The organism is Rheinheimera oceanensis (genome assembly GCF_018831085.1).
Lineage (GTDB): Bacteria > Pseudomonadota > Gammaproteobacteria > Enterobacterales > Alteromonadaceae > Alishewanella > Alishewanella oceanensis.
Genome location: NZ_JAGPNM010000009.1, coordinates 1 through 16,182, shown reverse-complemented (window position 1 = coordinate 16,182; position 16,182 = coordinate 1). Strand labels below are relative to the sequence as shown.

Annotated in this window: 22 protein-coding genes; 20 read left to right on the top strand and 2 right to left on the bottom strand. The window is 42.9% G+C overall.

The genetic code is table 11. The features are described 5' to 3' along the window. Position 1 precedes the first annotated feature (1 nt). The 3 genes from J3B89_RS17090 (at position 2) to J3B89_RS17080 (ending at position 2,201) form a co-directional block, all read left to right on the top strand. Positions 2–439: a hypothetical protein gene (locus J3B89_RS17090; protein WP_215398946.1), complete on the top strand. Its 438-nt coding sequence runs from the start codon at positions 2–4 to the stop codon at positions 437–439. A 314-nt stretch (positions 440–753) separates the two neighbouring features. Next, a complete protein-coding gene (locus tag J3B89_RS17085) occupies positions 754–1,503 on the top strand; it encodes a hypothetical protein (protein ID WP_215398947.1) in 750 nt (249 codons plus the stop codon). Beyond that, a complete protein-coding gene (locus tag J3B89_RS17080) occupies positions 1,503–2,201 on the top strand; it encodes a hypothetical protein (protein WP_215398948.1) in 699 nt (232 codons plus the stop codon). The genes J3B89_RS17085 and J3B89_RS17080 overlap by 1 nt, the downstream gene beginning before the upstream one ends. Positions 2,202–2,516: 315 nt before the next feature. On the opposite strand, the gene J3B89_RS17075 is transcribed toward J3B89_RS17080, so the two are convergent. Then, positions 2,517–3,374 (bottom strand): integrase core domain-containing protein, encoded by an 858-nt coding sequence (locus J3B89_RS17075; protein ID WP_215796722.1) that lies wholly within the window; start codon positions 3,372–3,374, stop codon positions 2,517–2,519. A 119-nt stretch (positions 3,375–3,493) separates the two neighbouring features. On the opposite strand from J3B89_RS17075, the gene J3B89_RS17070 reads away from it, so the two are divergent. The 5 genes from J3B89_RS17070 to J3B89_RS17050 all read left to right on the top strand — a co-directional run bounded on the left by J3B89_RS17070 (position 3,494) and on the right by J3B89_RS17050 (position 6,606). Next, positions 3,494–3,994: a hypothetical protein gene (locus tag J3B89_RS17070; RefSeq protein WP_215398950.1), complete on the top strand. Its 501-nt coding sequence runs from the start codon at positions 3,494–3,496 to the stop codon at positions 3,992–3,994. 93 nt (positions 3,995–4,087) lie between these two features. Beyond that, positions 4,088–4,699: a hypothetical protein gene (locus tag J3B89_RS17065; RefSeq protein ID WP_215398951.1), complete on the top strand. Its 612-nt coding sequence runs from the start codon at positions 4,088–4,090 to the stop codon at positions 4,697–4,699. Between the two features lie 99 nt (positions 4,700–4,798). Beyond that, positions 4,799–5,488 (top strand): transposase, encoded by a 690-nt coding sequence (locus J3B89_RS17060; RefSeq protein WP_215398952.1) that lies wholly within the window; start codon positions 4,799–4,801, stop codon positions 5,486–5,488. 67 nt (positions 5,489–5,555) lie between these two features. Beyond that, entirely contained in the window at positions 5,556–6,014 is a 459-nt protein-coding gene (locus J3B89_RS17055) for a hypothetical protein (RefSeq protein ID WP_215398953.1), read from the top strand. Beyond that, positions 6,001–6,606 (top strand): hypothetical protein, encoded by a 606-nt coding sequence (locus J3B89_RS17050; protein ID WP_215398954.1) that lies wholly within the window; start codon positions 6,001–6,003, stop codon positions 6,604–6,606. The genes J3B89_RS17055 and J3B89_RS17050 overlap by 14 nt, the downstream gene beginning before the upstream one ends. A 309-nt stretch (positions 6,607–6,915) precedes the next feature. Here J3B89_RS17050 and J3B89_RS17045 read toward each other — a convergent pair whose 3' ends face one another. Further along, positions 6,916–7,068 (bottom strand): hypothetical protein, encoded by a 153-nt coding sequence (locus J3B89_RS17045; RefSeq protein ID WP_215398955.1) that lies wholly within the window; start codon positions 7,066–7,068, stop codon positions 6,916–6,918. Positions 7,069–7,326: 258 nt separating this feature from the next. Here J3B89_RS17045 and J3B89_RS17040 point away from each other — a divergent pair, with 258 nt between their 5' ends. From J3B89_RS17040 to J3B89_RS16985, 12 genes are all read left to right on the top strand, one after another. Beyond that, entirely contained in the window at positions 7,327–8,664 is a 1,338-nt protein-coding gene (locus tag J3B89_RS17040; protein ID WP_215398956.1) for an ATP-binding protein, read from the top strand. A 4-nt stretch (positions 8,665–8,668) separates the two neighbouring features. Beyond that, positions 8,669–9,136: a hypothetical protein gene (locus J3B89_RS17035; RefSeq protein ID WP_215398957.1), complete on the top strand. Its 468-nt coding sequence runs from the start codon at positions 8,669–8,671 to the stop codon at positions 9,134–9,136. After that, the gene (locus J3B89_RS17030) at positions 9,133–10,071 is read left to right on the top strand and encodes a tetratricopeptide repeat protein (RefSeq protein WP_215398958.1); all 939 of its coding nucleotides are present in this window, start codon (positions 9,133–9,135) and stop codon (positions 10,069–10,071) included. Before J3B89_RS17035 ends, J3B89_RS17030 begins: the two co-directional genes overlap by 4 nt. 13 nt (positions 10,072–10,084) lie before the next feature. Beyond that, positions 10,085–10,447, top strand: coding sequence for a hypothetical protein (locus tag J3B89_RS17025; RefSeq protein ID WP_215398959.1), 363 nt, complete (start codon positions 10,085–10,087; stop codon positions 10,445–10,447). Positions 10,448–10,597: 150 nt separating this feature from the next. Continuing rightward, positions 10,598–10,837: a cytidine deaminase-like fold-containing protein gene (locus J3B89_RS17020; protein WP_433915373.1), complete on the top strand. Its 240-nt coding sequence runs from the start codon at positions 10,598–10,600 to the stop codon at positions 10,835–10,837. After that, the gene (locus tag J3B89_RS17015) at positions 10,837–11,244 is read left to right on the top strand and encodes a DUF6911 family protein (RefSeq protein ID WP_215398961.1); all 408 of its coding nucleotides are present in this window, start codon (positions 10,837–10,839) and stop codon (positions 11,242–11,244) included. The genes J3B89_RS17020 and J3B89_RS17015 overlap by 1 nt, the downstream gene beginning before the upstream one ends. 163 nt (positions 11,245–11,407) lie before the next feature. Further along, on the top strand, positions 11,408–12,097 hold the full coding sequence (locus tag J3B89_RS17010; protein WP_215398962.1) for a transposase: 690 nt from the start codon (positions 11,408–11,410) through the stop codon (positions 12,095–12,097). 88 nt (positions 12,098–12,185) lie between these two features. Beyond that, the gene (locus J3B89_RS17005; RefSeq protein ID WP_215398963.1) at positions 12,186–12,476 is read left to right on the top strand and encodes a hypothetical protein; all 291 of its coding nucleotides are present in this window, start codon (positions 12,186–12,188) and stop codon (positions 12,474–12,476) included. 16 nt (positions 12,477–12,492) lie between these two features. Then, positions 12,493–13,275, top strand: a complete 783-nt coding sequence (locus J3B89_RS17000) for a hypothetical protein (RefSeq protein WP_215398964.1) — start codon at positions 12,493–12,495, stop codon at positions 13,273–13,275. Between the two features lie 261 nt (positions 13,276–13,536). Continuing rightward, on the top strand, positions 13,537–14,145 hold the full coding sequence (locus J3B89_RS16995) for a hypothetical protein (RefSeq protein ID WP_215398965.1): 609 nt from the start codon (positions 13,537–13,539) through the stop codon (positions 14,143–14,145). Positions 14,146–14,502: 357 nt separating this feature from the next. Next, positions 14,503–14,790 carry a hypothetical protein gene (locus tag J3B89_RS16990; RefSeq protein WP_215398966.1) on the top strand — a complete coding sequence of 96 codons (288 nt, stop codon included), beginning with the start codon at positions 14,503–14,505 and terminating at the stop codon, positions 14,788–14,790. After that, on the top strand, positions 14,775–15,800 hold the full coding sequence (locus tag J3B89_RS16985; RefSeq protein WP_215398967.1) for a hypothetical protein: 1,026 nt from the start codon (positions 14,775–14,777) through the stop codon (positions 15,798–15,800). Before J3B89_RS16990 ends, J3B89_RS16985 begins: the two co-directional genes overlap by 16 nt. The last annotated feature ends 382 nt before the right edge of the window (positions 15,801–16,182 follow it).

The window sequence follows — 16,182 nt, the reverse complement described above, 5'->3', positions numbered from 1 at the left end:
TATGGACAATCCTGAAAATGTTGTTAATGAGTTCAGTTGTTACAGGGATGAAAGTGTTCCAGTGTATGGAATAGAATCAACACTGATGAATGACTCTGCAACAGTAAAAAATGTTGGGTATGGAACAAGCGTTTGGGTCTCTGATAGTGGGAAAATATTGGAGGTGGAGAGCCTGTATCCATCACGCGTGTTTAAAGAAAAGAGTGCTTTTCTAATTGAAAAAAGTGAAGTGCCTATATTTACCTTTCCAGTAGATAGAGTTAACGATTACTCTATCGATATTTTTGACAGCGAATCTGTATTCTTAATTAAATGGGGTGATGGGAAGTTTTACAATTATGAATCTAATGGGATTGTTATTGTTAATGACAATGTCGTTATGGGTATCGGTGTTGTCCCGTTGTCCCGTTCATATCGTTCACACGCCAGGGTTGTATAAAAACAACCCTTTTCTGTTTGGAATTTAATCAATTTCCGGTTGTTAACCATAAAAAATCTGGCATTGTCGCCGGATTTTTTTATGTCTGTTGCCTTTGGTTAGCCGCTTTTCTGTTTTTCAGGCAGGGTAAGGCGGCATTCTATGTGAACGTTGTTTTTTCCTGCCAGAAAACACCTTCGGCTAATCAGGCAAATAATATCCACACAACACTCCCTGCCATGCGCCTAAAAAGGGGTCCGCCTAAAAAGGGGTCGGAGACAATTAGAGGTAGGTCTAGCTAATCCATTATGTTTCAGTGATTTGCATAAGAGATAGTGATTATTAGCTCCGACCCCTTTTTGCTCTTTTTGCTTGACCCCTTTTTGCTTTTTGAGGGGAATGTAAGCCCGGATATCGAACTGCTAAAAGGTGCTGGTATAGTAGGTCTGGAAATTCTTGCTGCGAAGGTGGGCGGCAAGGTTCTGGATAAGGTGGTAGATAAGTATCAGGATGTTAAAAGTGGTCAAATAAATCATACTGATGACATGATTCCAGGGGCTGATTCTGCTGGAAATATTGGCAATATTCCTAACAGTGTAACCAGAAAAGACAATGATTTTTCTGCGACAACAAATACAAAAAATCAGAAAAAATCTTATATTGATGAAGAGGGTAATTTAGTTCCCGCTAATCCATATGGTGATATTACAATTCAGCAGCATGTTAGAGGCGCTGATCCGGCTAAGAGCAATAGCCAGTATACGTCTACCACTGCTGTTGATGGTAACACCACTTCAGGCGTTAAAAACTATGGCGAAAATACAATAGAAATTGATACCAAGCGTTTACAGCAGGATATCAATGCTGGCAAAGTTAACGATGTTGAAATTATTCCACCTAAGCGAGTTCAGGCGGAACTGCAAAATGATGTTGATCAGATTCAGATTCGTTATGATGCAAATCCGTCGCCTAAAAATGCCCAAAAGCTTGAACGAGCCAAGCAGGATTTGGAAAATGCGACAAGAGATAATGAATGTCTAATCAGAGGTTGTGTGCCTAGTGAATATATTAAAGGAGGGCAGTAATGGCGACCTTGAAAGAATTAATGGGGCAGGAAGTTTACGATCTAATTTATAAACATTATGATAGAAACGGCGAATTAATCGGAGATATGGAGGATGTTTTTTATTGTGATGATGATGAGATAGATCAAGATCGCATCCCCAAATTGGAAGCTTTGTTAACACCTATTGCCGATGCTAAAAATTATTTGGTTCCGATAGAAGCTGCAAAACTTTTAGCTGCATGGGGTTCAGAAAGGTCTATTAAATACTTTGAGGATTGCATTAATGAACGTATTGATCTTTTAGGTAATTTAGATCCACATCGACTTCACACAAATTACGATACTACTTATGAGAGGATCATTAATTCTCTTTTTCAATACTACTCAAGATATGCTGAAAGAGATTACATTCAATCCGGAACTTATGATGGCGATCTAAGTAAGGCAGCTAAAGAACGGATTAAAACACCTTTGGTAAAAATAATTGGATTGTCCAAAGAGCTTGTTTTAGATATGGGATATTTGATTAATATTTTGAAGCGACAATGCTGGAAGGAGTATCTTCCTACCTTAAAAGATTGTTATCTTAATTTTATTAAACGGCCTGAAAGTGATCTCAATCGGCAATGGAACTTGCCAGCTTTAAAGGCTCTCTTGCAGGATTGGGAGCCAGATTTTTTGCGACAAAATCGATGTCCCGTCCAAGTGTCCAACTAAGTAATCCCACCATTAATCACCGTCATTTTGCTGAAAAATCCAGCAAGGTGGCGGGTGGTTTATCTTAGAGTTAGCCAAAATCTTTGTGCTAACCATGTCCCGTTCGTATCGTTCACATGCCAGGGTTGTATAAAAATAACCCGTTTTCGCTTGAAATCTCATCAGCTTCCGGTTGTTAACCATAAAAAATCTGGCATTTTCGCCGGATTTTTTTATGTCTGTTGCTTTTGGTCAGTAGTTTTTCTGTATTTCAGGCAGGGTAAGGCGGCATTCTGTGCGAATGCTGTTTTTTATCCTGCCAAGAAACAGTGGCTGCTAATCAGGCAAATAATAACCACATAACACACCCTGCCATGCGCTAACCCTCCGCGCCTGCTCTGCATTTTTATTCCGTTTGCCGCGCCAAACTTCGGCTGGCGTTAAGCCACCTAAACCCTGATGGGTTCGGATTTGGTTGTACCAGGCGCGGTAAATATCCAGTTCGGTTTGCAAATTGCAACCGGTTAAATCCAGTTGCCTGAACTTCTCCTTGAATGATCCGAAGAATCGCCCAATGCGACCATTTTGCCATGGACTGGCAATATCTGAGGTTTGGTGCCGTATTCCCAGCAGCTTTAATGCCAGCTTAAACGTCGTGGAGGTAAAACACCTTTCGTTATCGGTACGGATAAACTTCGGCAAGCCGAATTGTTTTATCGACTGGCAGATTTCCAGAAGCAGCATATCGGAGTGTTTAGATTTCAGCTCCCGCAGCGCAATGCTCAATCTTGAGCCGTGATCGACAATTCCAAGAATGAGTTTTTGCTGCTTGCTTAGCGTGATCGTAGTTAAGTCCATGCCCCAGGTGTGGTTAACCGGCACGGCTCTGGGCGGAGTGTTTTTAATATCCCGCCGCAAAATGCGTATCTGATACTGTTTTTCTTTTATCTGGTAATACACAAAGGTTTTGCCAACGCTATCACCGTTATGGCCGTAGCGCTGGTTAAATAGCTCCGCCACTTTACCGGCCCCGTAGCCGGATATCGCTGCCAGATAGAGCACCTTGTCCACCACCCATTGCGGCTTTTTACGGTTTTTGCAATAAGGTTTGGCAGGCAAAACTGCGGTAATGGGTTTGGCATAAAAAGGTTTTGCTGGTTTTGCAGTAAAGCGGCTAAACCAGCCAGTCAACACCAGCAATAAGCTGAAGCTTATATAAATTAATAACGTTAAAAGCATGTTGTTTGTAGTTCGTTGCACAGGGTTCTGAGTATACACATCCCTGATGATCGTCCTCCCGGCTCGGACGTCCTTTGTCCTCGCGTTCACGCCTGAATGAGCTGCGCGCTCTCGCTCATTCCGGGCGGCGCTCACCCAGCCAGGTAGAAGGCAACCGCTGGGATGTCAGCGCCAATATCACCTTAGGTGCCGGTGCCAGCGGTGGTGCCAGTGTTGGCTATGGCGAAACCGAAGGCAGCAGCGCCTGGGTCAATGAGCAAAGCAGCATTATTGGCAGCGGCTCAGTGAATATCCGCACTGAAGGCCATACCCAGATAGACGGTGCCGTGATTGCCAATATTGATGAAAACGGTAATGACCTTGGCAACTTAACCCTGGACACCGGCAGCCTGGCCTATAGCGATATTGCCGACCATGACAAAGAAAAAAGCTACTACCTGAATGTTGGCTTCACCATGGGTGATGACACCAGAAAAAGGGGTCCGCAGAAAAAGGGGTCGAGAAAAAGGGGTCGGAGACAATTAGAGGTAGGTCTAGCTAATCCATTATGTTTCAGTGATTTGCATAAGAGATAGTGATTATTAGCTCCGACCCCTTTTTCCCATTATTATTAGCTCCGACCCCTTTTTCCCATTGCGGCGACAAGCCCTAATCAGAGAGAGCAGAAAATGAAAACGCTGATAATAATTTTTATTACCGTGGTCTTGTTTGGGTGTGCCGGATCTAATCGTATTCTTATGCAGCCAAAGCAGATTTACATTATTGAAAACGACGGTAAACCACTTTTTTCATTAGGTCCCCCTAAGGATGGAAAATGGTATATCAGTACGGCAGAAACCATGAAATGGGGAACCGTTAATATCAAAGGAGCCCCCGATAATCCCTATTTGGGATATGCGTTAAGATTTCGATTTATAACCCAAAATGAGCATCCTAAATTTTTAAGTAGTGTTATCCCTGTGTTAAAGACAGGTGACTATGAGAAGTTTTTAAGAGACAGTCTGGATTTTTATACGCCTGAGGTTTTGGCTGAACAAAAGAAAAGCAACCCTGGGGGTAAAGTTATAGATATTCGTGGAATACGTTGCAAAAATTTCTGGGTCAGTGAACATATTGGTCCGAACATCCATAATCCGCGTTACGGTGGTCAAGGAATATCGGTACATAGCAATTACATAATCTGCCCGCTGGTAATTGATGGCGTGATTAATCAATTTAATGTCAGTGAAAAAGGGGTCGGAGCTAATAAAGTAAAATTGAACTACACTGGTTACAAATAAATAGTACGGTAATCAGCGATGGCCCGTGAAAAAGGGGTCGGAGCTAATAAAGTAAAATTGAACTACACTGGTTACAAATAAATAACACGGTAATCAGCGATGGCCCGCAAACCCCGCTTTTACGCAAAAGGTATTCCTTGTCATGTGGTACAACGCGGCAATAACCGGCAAGCTTGTTTTTACTGCGACGATGATTTTGGTTTTTACATGCAAAGCCTGGGTGAGGCTTTAAAGCGTTATCAGGTTGAATTACATGCGTTTGTGCTAATGACAAATCACGTACATTTATTGATGACACCGCAAGATAGCGAGGGTATTTCGCGGGTAATGCAAAGTGTTGGGCGGGACTACGTGCGTTATATCAACAGCCATTACCGGCGAACAGGCACGTTGTGGGAAGGACGGCATAAAGCCAGCCTGATAGACAGCGAACAATACTTGTTGCTGTGTTTACGCTACATAGAATTAAACCCGGTAAGGGCGTTAATGGTAACGCACCCAGGCGAGTATCACTGGTCGAGTTTTCAATATCATGGTGATGGCAAGACGATAAAGAGCCTGACACCGCATCCGTTATATCTTAACCTTGGCACAGAAGCTGAAACGCGCAGAGAAGCCTACAAAGCATTATTTAGTCACGATATTACTAATGAGGATATGCGGGAGTTACGGCAATGTTTAAAGCATAACTACCCGTTGGGTGGCGAGCGTTTTCGGGCAGAGATAGAGCATATGCTTGGTGTGCGGTTAGGGCGGCTGGGACCGGGTAGACCGACAAGGGAATATTAGCTCCGACCCCTTTTTCCGGACCCCATTTTTCGAGCTGTTGAAAAAGGCAGGGTATGAAGGATTTTAAATGGCAAAGAAAGTGAAGCAGGGCGATGTTTTGCAGATTTTAACATCGCAGGGGATTGCATATGCGCAAGTCACTCATAAACACCCTGAGTTTGGCTATTTGATACGGGTTTTTTCTGGGTTTTACGGCAAGAAGCCTGCAGATTTCTCATCTGTTGTAAGCGGCCCCGTTCAGTTTTCTGCCTTCTTTGTTGTTCAGAGCGCAGTTAATCAAGGGTTGCTATCTGTGGTTGCAAACGTTCCTGTTTGTGAGAGTTTGCAAGTATTCCCCACGTTCCGCTCTAGGAACGGAGGCCAAGGCGGCTCTATTTGGTTGTGGAACGGAGGTGATGCTGTCCGTTTGGGGAGAGGCCTGATCCCAGAAGAGTTGAAGTATCCAACAGAAGGAATTATTAGTGCTCCTCTGCTAGTTGAGCGAATTGAAAAAGAATATAGAGCAGAAACCCATGAAATTTGGTAACTCCGAAAAAGGGTTAATGTTAAATAAAGATGAAATTATCAACTTGTGCAAATTGATAGTTCAGGATTATCCTGGTTGGGAATTTAGTGCTGGTGCATTCAAAAATAAGAAAGAGCTGAAGCACAGTGTTAAAATTGTTGACCCTACGTGGTCTTTTAGTCCCGGCAGCGCTTTAATGCAACCAGTTGCAGGTTTTCTAAATAAAGAGGCTGGTAAGGTTATCAAGCATATATATGGCGAGCCTTTCGAGTTGACGAGTTGGGTTCGCTTGGAGAGCTTGAATAGAGATTATGTTGGGGGTATTCGTTTTTATGATATAGAGAGTGATAAAGCGGAAGACGTTATTCGCCAAATGTTTGATGAAGGGCTTTCTGTTTTAGATAAATATTATGACTTTTCTTCTGAGGAAAACTTGCTGCGGAGTGCCCCAAAAAACATTGAAGGGCAGTTTGGTGTGCAATATTGCATTATGATGGCAATTTTGGGTGATTATGATTTTGTTCGAAAATATCGATCGAATGAAATTAAGACAGATATCCCGAAGCTGATGAATAGAATAGATGAAGTGATGCGATATTTTAATATCGTTTAATGTGTCCTGTTCGTATCGTTCACATGCTTGGGTTGTATAAAAACAACCCGTTTTCGCTTGAAATTTAATCAGCTTCCGGTTGTTAACCATGAAAAATCTGGCATTTTCGCCGGATTTTTTATGTCTGCTGCCTTTGGTCAGCAGTTTTTCTGTATTTCAGGCAAGGTAAGGCGGCATCCTGTGCGAATGCTGTTTTTTTATCCTGCCAAAAAACAGTGGCCGCTAGTCAGGCAAATAATAGCCACACAACACTCCCTGCCAAGCACTAACCCACCGCGTCTGCTCTGCATTTTTATTCCGTTTGCCGCGTCAGACTTCGGCTTGCGTTAAGCCACCTAAATTCTGATGGGTTCGGATTTGGTTATACCGGGCACGGTAAATCGCTTGCTCGGTTTGCTGGTCGCAACTGCCGAAGTCCAGTTGCCGGGATTTTTCTTTGAATGACCTGAGAAATTCGCTCATTCTGTAATTCTACATCGGTAGAAACCGGCATAATAAAAGTAGCGTTTTATTTACCGGGAAGAATAGCTTGAGTGCAAAGAAGTGTTGTAATATCGATACCTCGAACTTCCGTTAATTTAAAAGAGCTTACGTTACTATAAAAAATTAAGAGTGGTTTCCGACTTTATCAGGCCAATATAGATGGTATTAGCATAGAAAGAACGGGTTTGCTTTTACGATAGTGCGCCTTCGCCGAAAAATTATAAGTAGAGTTACATTATGGATAAAAGTCTACTAAGTAATCTTGAAATAGCTTTAGCTCAAAGTCCGGACAATCTGGCATTGCGTTTTACACTAGTTCAAGCGTATTTTGATATAGAAGAGCTGCAGCATTCTTTAGAGTTGTTGGCTGGCATTGATTTTAATTCCTTAGATAAGAAGCAACAATTGCTGACAGCTAAAGTGCTTCTCGCCGTAAATGAGCCTGAAAATGCTTTGAAGGCGCTTGTTCTAGACTCACCTGAAATTAACTTTATTCGTGCCAAAGCTTATTACGCTCTTAACGATATTGCTAATGCAAAAGTGTTGTACGAAAACTCCGTTATTGAAAACCCTGCTTTGGAAGATATTGACTTTGCGAAACTCTTAAACGCGTCAGGCTTAACGTCTCTAAAAGACAAACAAATTAAATTGCGAGTCATTTCAAACGATAATACGGATTCAGTTGAAGTAACTCGCCTTATTCACCCAACGAAAGACAAAGTGACATTTGCCGATGTAGGTGGTTTGGAACAAGTTAAAAACCAAATACGGAAAAAAATTATTACCCCATTTCAGAAACCCTCGCTGTTTAACCGATTTCGAAAGAAAATTGGCGGAGGTATCCTTCTGTATGGTCCACCAGGATGCGGGAAAACACTTTTAGCACGAGCTACTGCGGGTGAATGTAATGCAGAGTTTTTTAATGTTGCCATTTCAGACATATTGGATATGTACATCGGAGAGTCTGAAAGAAAGCTTCATGCTATTTTTGAGCAAGCGCGCTCCAAGACTCCTGCGGTTATATTTTTTGACGAGATAGAAGCTTTAGCTGCAAAACGTCAACATACACGAGAAGCAACATCATCTAAACTGGTAAGCCAGTTTCTGTCTGAATTGGATGGTTTTTCCCAAAATAATCAAGGAGTTTTGATTCTTGGTGCGACCAATGTACCTTGGGCTCTTGATCCCGCATTTCGTCGTCCCGGCCGTTTTGATCGGGTTGTGTTTGTTGCTCCGCCAGATCAACTAGCCAGAGTTGATATTCTAAAGCAGCTTCTGAAAGACAGGCCCGGTGGGAATTCAATTAACGTCGAAAAATTGGCAAAACAAACCAGTGGGCTTTCTGGTGCCGATTTACTGAATCTGATCGAATTGGCAGTTGACGAAGCAATCGAAGAGTCGATCTCCAGCGGTGAAGAAGTCCCGTTGAATAAGAGACATATTGATGAAGCAATTCAAAATAGTAAATCGACTGCATTGGAGTGGCTCACAATGGCCCGAAATTACGCAAAATACGCGAACGATGCGGGACAATATGATGAGGTTGTGGAATTTTTAAAGAAGTATGGGAAATGACGGCATGAACACTTATCAGATAATGGACGAGCCTCGTGGTAGCAAGCTATCCAAGGTAACGGTAGATCCTATGTGGCCGTTATTGGGTTTTATGCTGGGAGGCGCCCTATTTAGCTGGACTTGGTCGGTAATAAACAGCTTTGCATTAAATAGCCCCAGTCGTAACAAAGAATTAATTACAGTTTTCATAGCATTATTCATTTTTACTCTGATGTATTTGGGCTTCGGAACTCTTTATAGCAAGGGGTATCTTGATGGCATCAATACACAATACATAAAGATGGTAATTATCAGCGTTGAACTGATTTTTTGTTATAAAATTTTTCTTATGCAGCGAGATAGTTTTGATGTTTATGAATATTTCAATGGGCAAGTTGCCCACCCTGTTATTGGATTGCTTATAGCGTTTGTGGTAGGAAGGAAAGTAGAATCATTTGTTATTGGCGCTCTATTGGCAGAGGTAATGCAATGAACGATAACGTGATTTCAATTGATCGTTTTATTGAAATAGCCTCACAACGTTACCGTTACGGTGATTTCAGTGGTGGTATTGACGCTCTTAAATCTGCTTTAAGCATCGAGCCTGATAATGGATTTTTGCATAGCTACTTGTCGTTCGGTTTAATCAAGCAAAAACGTATTGTTGCTGCACAATATGAGGCTGAAGTAGGCTTAAAGTTAGAGCCAAACTCTTCATATGCACATTACGCTTTAGGAAAGATATTTCATGTAAAAAGAGACTTCAACGCAGCAATAACGCATTTAAAGCAGGCTCTTGCTATCGAACCGGAAAATGTGAGTTTTTTGGAGCTTCTTAGCTCTGTGTATTTAGGCAAATCTCAATTTGCTGAAGCTAAAGTAATATTGGACCGTGCGCTGGAGTTGGCGCCTGATGACCCTGATATTCTTGGACAGTACGGTGACTACTGGTACGAAATGAATGAACAGTACAATGCCGAAAAATATTATAACGAAGCACTTTCAATAGAGCCGCAGCATTTATACTCATTAATTGGTAAAGGCCAGGTTCTTTTGAGAAGGGGGAATATTGCTGAGGCAAAGGAGCATGCTGTTTGGGCTTTGCAACAAGACCCTAATAATAATTTAGCCCTGGGGTTATTAACCAATATAAAGGCTCGGCAGAATCCCTTGATGGGGATCTGGTGGCGTTTAAACACTTGGCTGATTAGTGGAAATAAAGCCAGAACTATTATGCTGTTGCTTGCCGCTTATATTTTTTTTAATGTCTCAGCAATTGCACTCGCTGATGCAGGACTTGAGCTTATGAGCTCTACGGTTTCTATACTTTGGTTTGGGGTTGTAATTTACATGTGGGTTGGCCCAAGCTGGTTTAGTAAGAAGTTAAAGGAAGAACTAGAAACTGTAGTTTTAGACAAAAGCTTTTAATGGTAGGTATTGAATGAGGTTTAAGTTATTCTTTGGAGTATCTATTTTTAATATTTTTATAGTTGTCCTCGTTGTTATATTCGGGTTATTAAAAGAATATAATGTTCTGGCTGAGCCCACTATGGTGTTCTCTAAATTTATTATTTTAGGGTTGGCTTTGGCAGCTTTGGGGGTATGGTCATTATTGGGTTGTTTTGTAAATTGCCCTCATTGTGGGAGGCAAGCGTTATTATTCAATATGGATCAGGAAAGGGTGAGGATTGCAAAGCCGAAGGTTCCATTTTTGCTTCGCCCATTTTCTTTTCTGATTGATGATGAATATTTTGCAGGGTATTGCCACTGCCAGAGTTGCAACGAAAGAATAGAATTCAAGTGATAGTTTTATGAAGTTATTTGAAAAAGGGGTCGAAAAAGGGGTCGGAGACAATTAGAGGTAGGTCTAGCTAATCCATCGAAAAAGGGGTCGGAGACAATTAGAGGTAGGTCTAGCTAATCCATTATGTTTCAGTGATTTGCATAAGAGATAGTGATTATTAGCTCCGACCCCTTTTTCCTAGCTTTTGACTCCGGCAAAACATCAGGACAAAACATGGTTATGAGTGTTTCTGGCAAAGATGTCTGTGGTTATTGTCGGGGCGATGTGGCGGCGGCAGCGGAAAAAGCAGGGCTAAAATCACTACTTGTCAACGCCTTTGACAATGAGACAGGGTTGCCAAAAACATATTACTGGCAACCCGGTATGAAGTCATTGAAGGAGGGCGATTAATGTTTTTTTTAAGTGTTGGTGGCTATTATTTAGACCAAAAAGGGAAACGGCAGCAATTTCCGGTTGTCGAGTCACCAACTTTGTCTGAAATAGAAAAATATCTGGAATACTCTCAATTCTGTGGTGTTCTTGTCTGTAAAAAAAAGGGTAATAGTAAAACCGTTAAACTGATAATTCATTTTGATAGTGGGAAATTTCTGCCATCACTTGAAATTTCTGATGGTGAAGATTTCAAAGTTTTTATGTTTGAAAATAGAAATCATACAATCTTGGGGTATGAATATTTTCAAGGAGAGCCCTTCCCGAGGGCTAATACTGTTTTTGATAAGAATCTCGTGATCTCGTTGTTGTCCGAGTTTATTACTGAGGATATGAAATTTATTCCGTCGAGGTTTGAGCAGGTGTGAATGTTGTTGTCCCGTTGTCCCGTTCATACCGTTCGCACACCGGGGACGGATAAAAACAACCGGATTTTGTTGGATATTTAATCAGCTTCCTGAAAAAGGGGGCGGAGCTAATAAAGTAAAATTGAACTACACTGGTTACAAATAAATAACACGGTAATCAGCGATGGCCCGCAAACCCCGCTTTTACGCAAAAGGTATTCCTTGTCATGTGGTACAACGCGGCAATAACCGGCAAGCTTGTTTTTACTGCGACGATGATTTTGGTTTTTACATGCAAAGCCTGGGTGAGGCTTTAAAGCGTTATCAGGTTGAATTACATGCGTTTGTGCTAATGACAAATCACGTACATTTATTGATGACACCGCAAGATAGCGAGGGTATTTCGCGGGTAATGCAAAGTGTTGGGCGGGACTACGTGCGTTATATCAACAGCCATTACCGGCGAACAGGCACGTTGTGGGAAGGACGGCATAAAGCCAGCCTGATAGACAGCGAACAATACTTGTTGTTGTGTTTGCGTTACATAGAATTAAATCCGGTAAGGGCGTTAATGGTAACGCACCCAGGCGAGTATCACTGGTCGAGTTTTCAATATCATGGTGATGGTAAGACGATAAAGAGCCTGACACCGCATCCATTATATCTTAACCTTGGTACAGAGGCTGAAACGCGCAGAGAAGCCTATAAAGCATTATTTAGTCACGATATTACTGATGAGGATATGCGGGAATTACGGCAATGCTTAAAGCATAACTACCCGTTGGGCGGCGAGCGTTTTCGGGCAGAGATAGAGCATATGCTTGGTGTGTGGTTAGGGCGGCAGGGGCCGGGTAGACCGACGAAGGAATATTAGCTCCGACCCCTTTTTCAGGTAGACCGACGAAGGAATATTAGCTCCGACCCCTTTTTCATTTTTCAGTGCGCCGGTTCAAGCTGGAACCATGGAAAAAACTGTTGAAAAATTGGATTTTATCTTCTCGGGCTCTGCGGCTAATCCCAATGATTCAGTAGCGGAATTACTGGGGCGAAATCGCGGCACTTATATTCCCTCTCTGAACCAGGGTAGTGCCGATCCGGTATCGATACCAGATAGTATTTACAACGGTTTAAAAAATCTACCAAAGCTGGGGGATGATAAATATCCAAAATACGATTCCAATGGCACTCAAACCAATGACCTGTCAACGCACTCGACTTATGACTGTAAGATGAATTGTGGCGACAAGCCCTAATCAGAGAGAACAGAAAATGAAAACGCTGATAATAATTTTTATTACTGTGATGCTGTATGGGTGTGCCGGATCGGGTCATCCGCTGATGTCTCCAGATAAAACTTATGTGGTACAGAATGAAGGGAAAGCATTATTTTCACTGAGGGTGCCTGAAAGTGGAGCGTGGTATCATGTTGCACCTGATACAGTGCAGCATGGATTCATAAACATAAATGGTAGGCCAGATAATGCTTATGTTGGATATGCATTAAGATTTGGATTTATAACCAATAATGCGCATCCTAAGTTTTTGAGCAGTGTTATTCCTGTGTTAAAGACAGGTGATTATGAGAAATTTTTACGAGACAGTCTGGATTTTTATACGCCTGAGGTTTTGGCTGAACAAAAGAAAAGCAACCCTGGGGGTAAAGTTATAGATATTCGTGGAATACGTTGCAAAAATTTCTGGGTCAGTGAACATATTGGTCCGAACATCCATAATCCGCGTTACGGTGGTCAAGGAATATCGGTACATAGCAATTACATAATCTGCCCGCTGGTAATTGATGGCGTGATTAATCAATTTAATGTCAGTATCAGAAGTTCCATATTGGATAAGCTCTATCTAGAAAAAGAAGCCTACGATCAGAACAAAAAGCCCGACGACCCTGAGTTTATTATTGATCCCGAGGCAATCATGCGAGAGTTGGGCGAAAATGTTGTGGAAATGTTCAGTACATTGAAAATCTACGGCAACATCAGTCAGAGCTATGAAGACGTAACGATAAAATGCCATCCGACTTTAGGTGATGAATGTTAAGGGGCTGCATCACCCGCGAGACGGTTGTCCCGTTCATATCGTTTGCACACCGGGGATGGGTAAGAACCATGGAAAAAGTGAAAAAGGGGTCGGAGACAATTAGAGGTAGGTCTAGCTAATCCATTATGTTTCAGTGATTTGCATAAGAGATAGTGATTATTAGCTCCGACCCCTTTTTCCATATTCATGACTCCAGATACTTCTGGGAGCGCTGGCAGGATCGTCAAACTCGGCCTGTTTATCACCCTATAGGGGGCTCTAATGAAAAAGATTAACCTGATTATTATTTGTGGAGCATTTTTAATAGGGTGTTCAAATGTTCGACACAATATAACTTTTAAGAATTATAGTAATGAGCAAATTTATGTTGAAAGTGGAGTGTGGGGTGAGTGGCTTGTAAGAGGAGGTCATATAAATGGGCTGTTAGAAGACAGAGTATTTCCATCAGGGAGAACTCATGCCTCTCTTCCAGGACCTATTCCGCAATCCATAACTGTATCTTGGAAAAATGCTAATGATGAGCTGATAGAAGAGCATGTTGAGATTAGAAAAAGTGATATTCCTAATTTACAACGTAATGAGTGGTATCAGTTTGTAATTATTTTAACACAATCAGAAATTTATCAGGTTGAATTAGTCATTCATTCATCGGAAAACGTTAGGCAGAAGAAGAGGAAGTCTATGCTCTACTGCTCAGAAGTTGAGGGGCAGTGTGAATTTATGACGCCGTTTACCACGGATACCTATTACGATCCAGATAAACTTACGGAAGTGCAAAAGGAAAGGCTGGATAGGCAGAGGCAAATTACGGATACATTTAGGGATGGGTTAAAAGAAGACTTGGAAGAAATCAGGCGCAGGAAAAATTAAAGGTGTGTCCCGTTCATACCGTTCGCATGGTTTGGACGGATAAAAACAACCTGTCCCGTCCAAGTGTCCAACTAAGTAATCCCGCCATTAATCACAAGAAAAAGGAAGAAAAAGGGGTCGGAGACAATTAGAGGTAGGTCTAGCTAATCCATTATGTTTCAGTGATTTGCATAAGAGATAGTGATTATTAGCTCCGACCCCTTTTTGCGTTACCACACTGACAATAGACCTGAAGATATTTTTTTGGGATTGTATGCCAGAGGCAAGTTGCAGAAAGATTCTTATAACTTCTGTTTCCTTAAGAGAATTTGATGTTGTCCCGTTAACGTTAATAAATGGGGTTGCGATGGCTGTGCGGTGGACATCAAAGGCGACACGATTACGGTAGTGGTGGTAGATGCGAAGTCTTCGGTCAATGGGGTAGGCGGAGCGAAAAGTGCAGTAGGGGATCCGCGCACAAGGTTGGAGGGGTGGTTGAGCAATAGCTCAATTGCCAAATCCGATCCTGCTTTGGCTGACGCTTTGCGAGAAGCATTAGATTCTGGAAACGTCAAAGTTCAAGGCGTGACCGTCAAAGTCGGTGTGCCCGCTCCCGGCACAACTGGCGAAGCAACGTTCAAGGTGGAACCATGGCCCAACAAATAATGCAGTGCGAGCGCATGGGCGTGAACCCAAAGTGGCCCTCTTACAAAAGTGTGTTAGGGCGTATCGCCAAGGGACCTCATGTTGAGGACGCATTCTTTGTAGACGTAATACGCGAGTACATCACTCGCGAGGATGCTTTGCAGACACGTCCAATGAAGGTTCCAAACAAAGACAACATAACGAATAGCACAGCGGAATGGATGGTGCGCGACCGACTTCACAAAGTATTAGCTACAGCCCCAGACAACCCGCGATGGCTGTCCGAATTGGCCCACTGGATGCGCTACTACCAAGTGGGCATTTGGCAATTGTTCTTTTGGGCGGGCCAGTTTGATATCTTGGCCAAAGCCGTAGGCAATGACAGAAGACGCCAAAACTACAGCACCCAAACCGCCACCAACATGATGGCGGCCATGGCGATTTTGGGCTGGAAAGATGCTGTCATTCACCAAGGCTATTTGACGCACGCCGCGCTCAACCGTGGGCATCAACTGGTGATCGAATACGAAAACGAACACCGCCGCGCCCAAGCCTTTATGCTACGTGTCTTCGCCGACTGGGTGGGCGATGTGTCGCACCAATGGCCCGCGTATGCGTATGACGAACCTATTTACGAAACCTTGCTGGCTAACTGGCGCACTCCTAACCCTGACGACCTGCGGCCCTGCTTGCTGGCCGCGTGTGACCGCCACACCTGGCAAACTGGCAAAGAGAGCATGAAAAACTCTTACGATTTCAACCAAGACTGGCACCTGGAACGTGTGCCGGTGGAAATCCTCTACCTGCTGCGCCTGCGCCAGTGGGAAGGCTTGGCCAACCCGCAAAAAATAGACCACCCCCTGATGGCCGCCCCCTTTGACCAATTGCCCCCCGAACAACCCGTGCCCGAGCTGGATGAACTCATGCAAGGCGTGCTCAAACGCGCCCGTGAGGACTGGCCGCAGTACGACCAAGTGCTGTCGCTGGAGGCGCTTAAAGTTTCGAAAAAGGGGGCGGAGCTAATAAAGTAAAATTGAACCATAATGTTCTGTGCCGTAGTCCCGTTCCTATCGTTCACATGGCTTGGGCTGGTAAAAATAACCGGATTTTGTTGGATATTTACTCAGCTTCCGGTTGTTAACCATAAAAAATCTGGCATTTTCGCCGGATTTTTTTATGCCTTTTGCTTTTGGTTGGCTGCATTACTGTTTTTCAGGCAGGGTATCACTGGTCGAGTTTTCAATATCATGGTGATGGCAAGACGATAAAGAGCCTGACACCGCATCCATTATACCTTAACCTTGGTGCCCCCCATTTTTCTCTATCCTTATTAAGTTTTTATCTTTGAACTGTGTATTTAAAAAGCCGCGATTAAGCGGCTTTGCTTTGCATAACTTGCTGGTGCAGCATCAG

Bases quoted from the DNA above. Each gene is read 5' to 3' on its own strand.
- J3B89_RS17060 (WP_215398952.1), top strand. From the start codon at position 4,799: ATGGCCCGCAAACCCCGCTTTTACGCAAAAGGTATTCCTTGTCATGTG.
- J3B89_RS17005 (WP_215398963.1), top strand. From the start codon at position 12,186: ATGGAAAAAACTGTTGAAAAATTGGATTTTATCTTCTCGGGCTCTGCG.
- J3B89_RS17065 (WP_215398951.1), top strand. From the start codon at position 4,088: ATGAAAACGCTGATAATAATTTTTATTACCGTGGTCTTGTTTGGGTGT.
- J3B89_RS17050 (WP_215398954.1), top strand. From the start codon at position 6,001: ATGAAATTTGGTAACTCCGAAAAAGGGTTAATGTTAAATAAAGATGAA.
- J3B89_RS16995 (WP_215398965.1), top strand. From the start codon at position 13,537: ATGAAAAAGATTAACCTGATTATTATTTGTGGAGCATTTTTAATAGGG.
- J3B89_RS16985 (WP_215398967.1), top strand. From the start codon at position 14,775: ATGGCCCAACAAATAATGCAGTGCGAGCGCATGGGCGTGAACCCAAAG.
- J3B89_RS17030 (WP_215398958.1), top strand. From the start codon at position 9,133: ATGAACGATAACGTGATTTCAATTGATCGTTTTATTGAAATAGCCTCA.
- J3B89_RS17000 (WP_215398964.1), top strand. From the start codon at position 12,493: ATGAAAACGCTGATAATAATTTTTATTACTGTGATGCTGTATGGGTGT.
- J3B89_RS17040 (WP_215398956.1), top strand. From the start codon at position 7,327: ATGGATAAAAGTCTACTAAGTAATCTTGAAATAGCTTTAGCTCAAAGT.
- J3B89_RS17080 (WP_215398948.1), top strand. From the start codon at position 1,503: ATGGCGACCTTGAAAGAATTAATGGGGCAGGAAGTTTACGATCTAATT.
- J3B89_RS17010 (WP_215398962.1), top strand. From the start codon at position 11,408: ATGGCCCGCAAACCCCGCTTTTACGCAAAAGGTATTCCTTGTCATGTG.
- J3B89_RS17035 (WP_215398957.1), top strand. From the start codon at position 8,669: ATGAACACTTATCAGATAATGGACGAGCCTCGTGGTAGCAAGCTATCC.
- J3B89_RS17015 (WP_215398961.1), top strand. From the start codon at position 10,837: ATGTTTTTTTTAAGTGTTGGTGGCTATTATTTAGACCAAAAAGGGAAA.
- J3B89_RS17090 (WP_215398946.1), top strand. From the start codon at position 2: ATGGACAATCCTGAAAATGTTGTTAATGAGTTCAGTTGTTACAGGGAT.
- J3B89_RS17055 (WP_215398953.1), top strand. From the start codon at position 5,556: ATGGCAAAGAAAGTGAAGCAGGGCGATGTTTTGCAGATTTTAACATCG.
- J3B89_RS17025 (WP_215398959.1), top strand. From the start codon at position 10,085: ATGAGGTTTAAGTTATTCTTTGGAGTATCTATTTTTAATATTTTTATA.
- J3B89_RS17045 (WP_215398955.1), bottom strand. From the start codon at position 7,068: ATGAGCGAATTTCTCAGGTCATTCAAAGAAAAATCCCGGCAACTGGAC.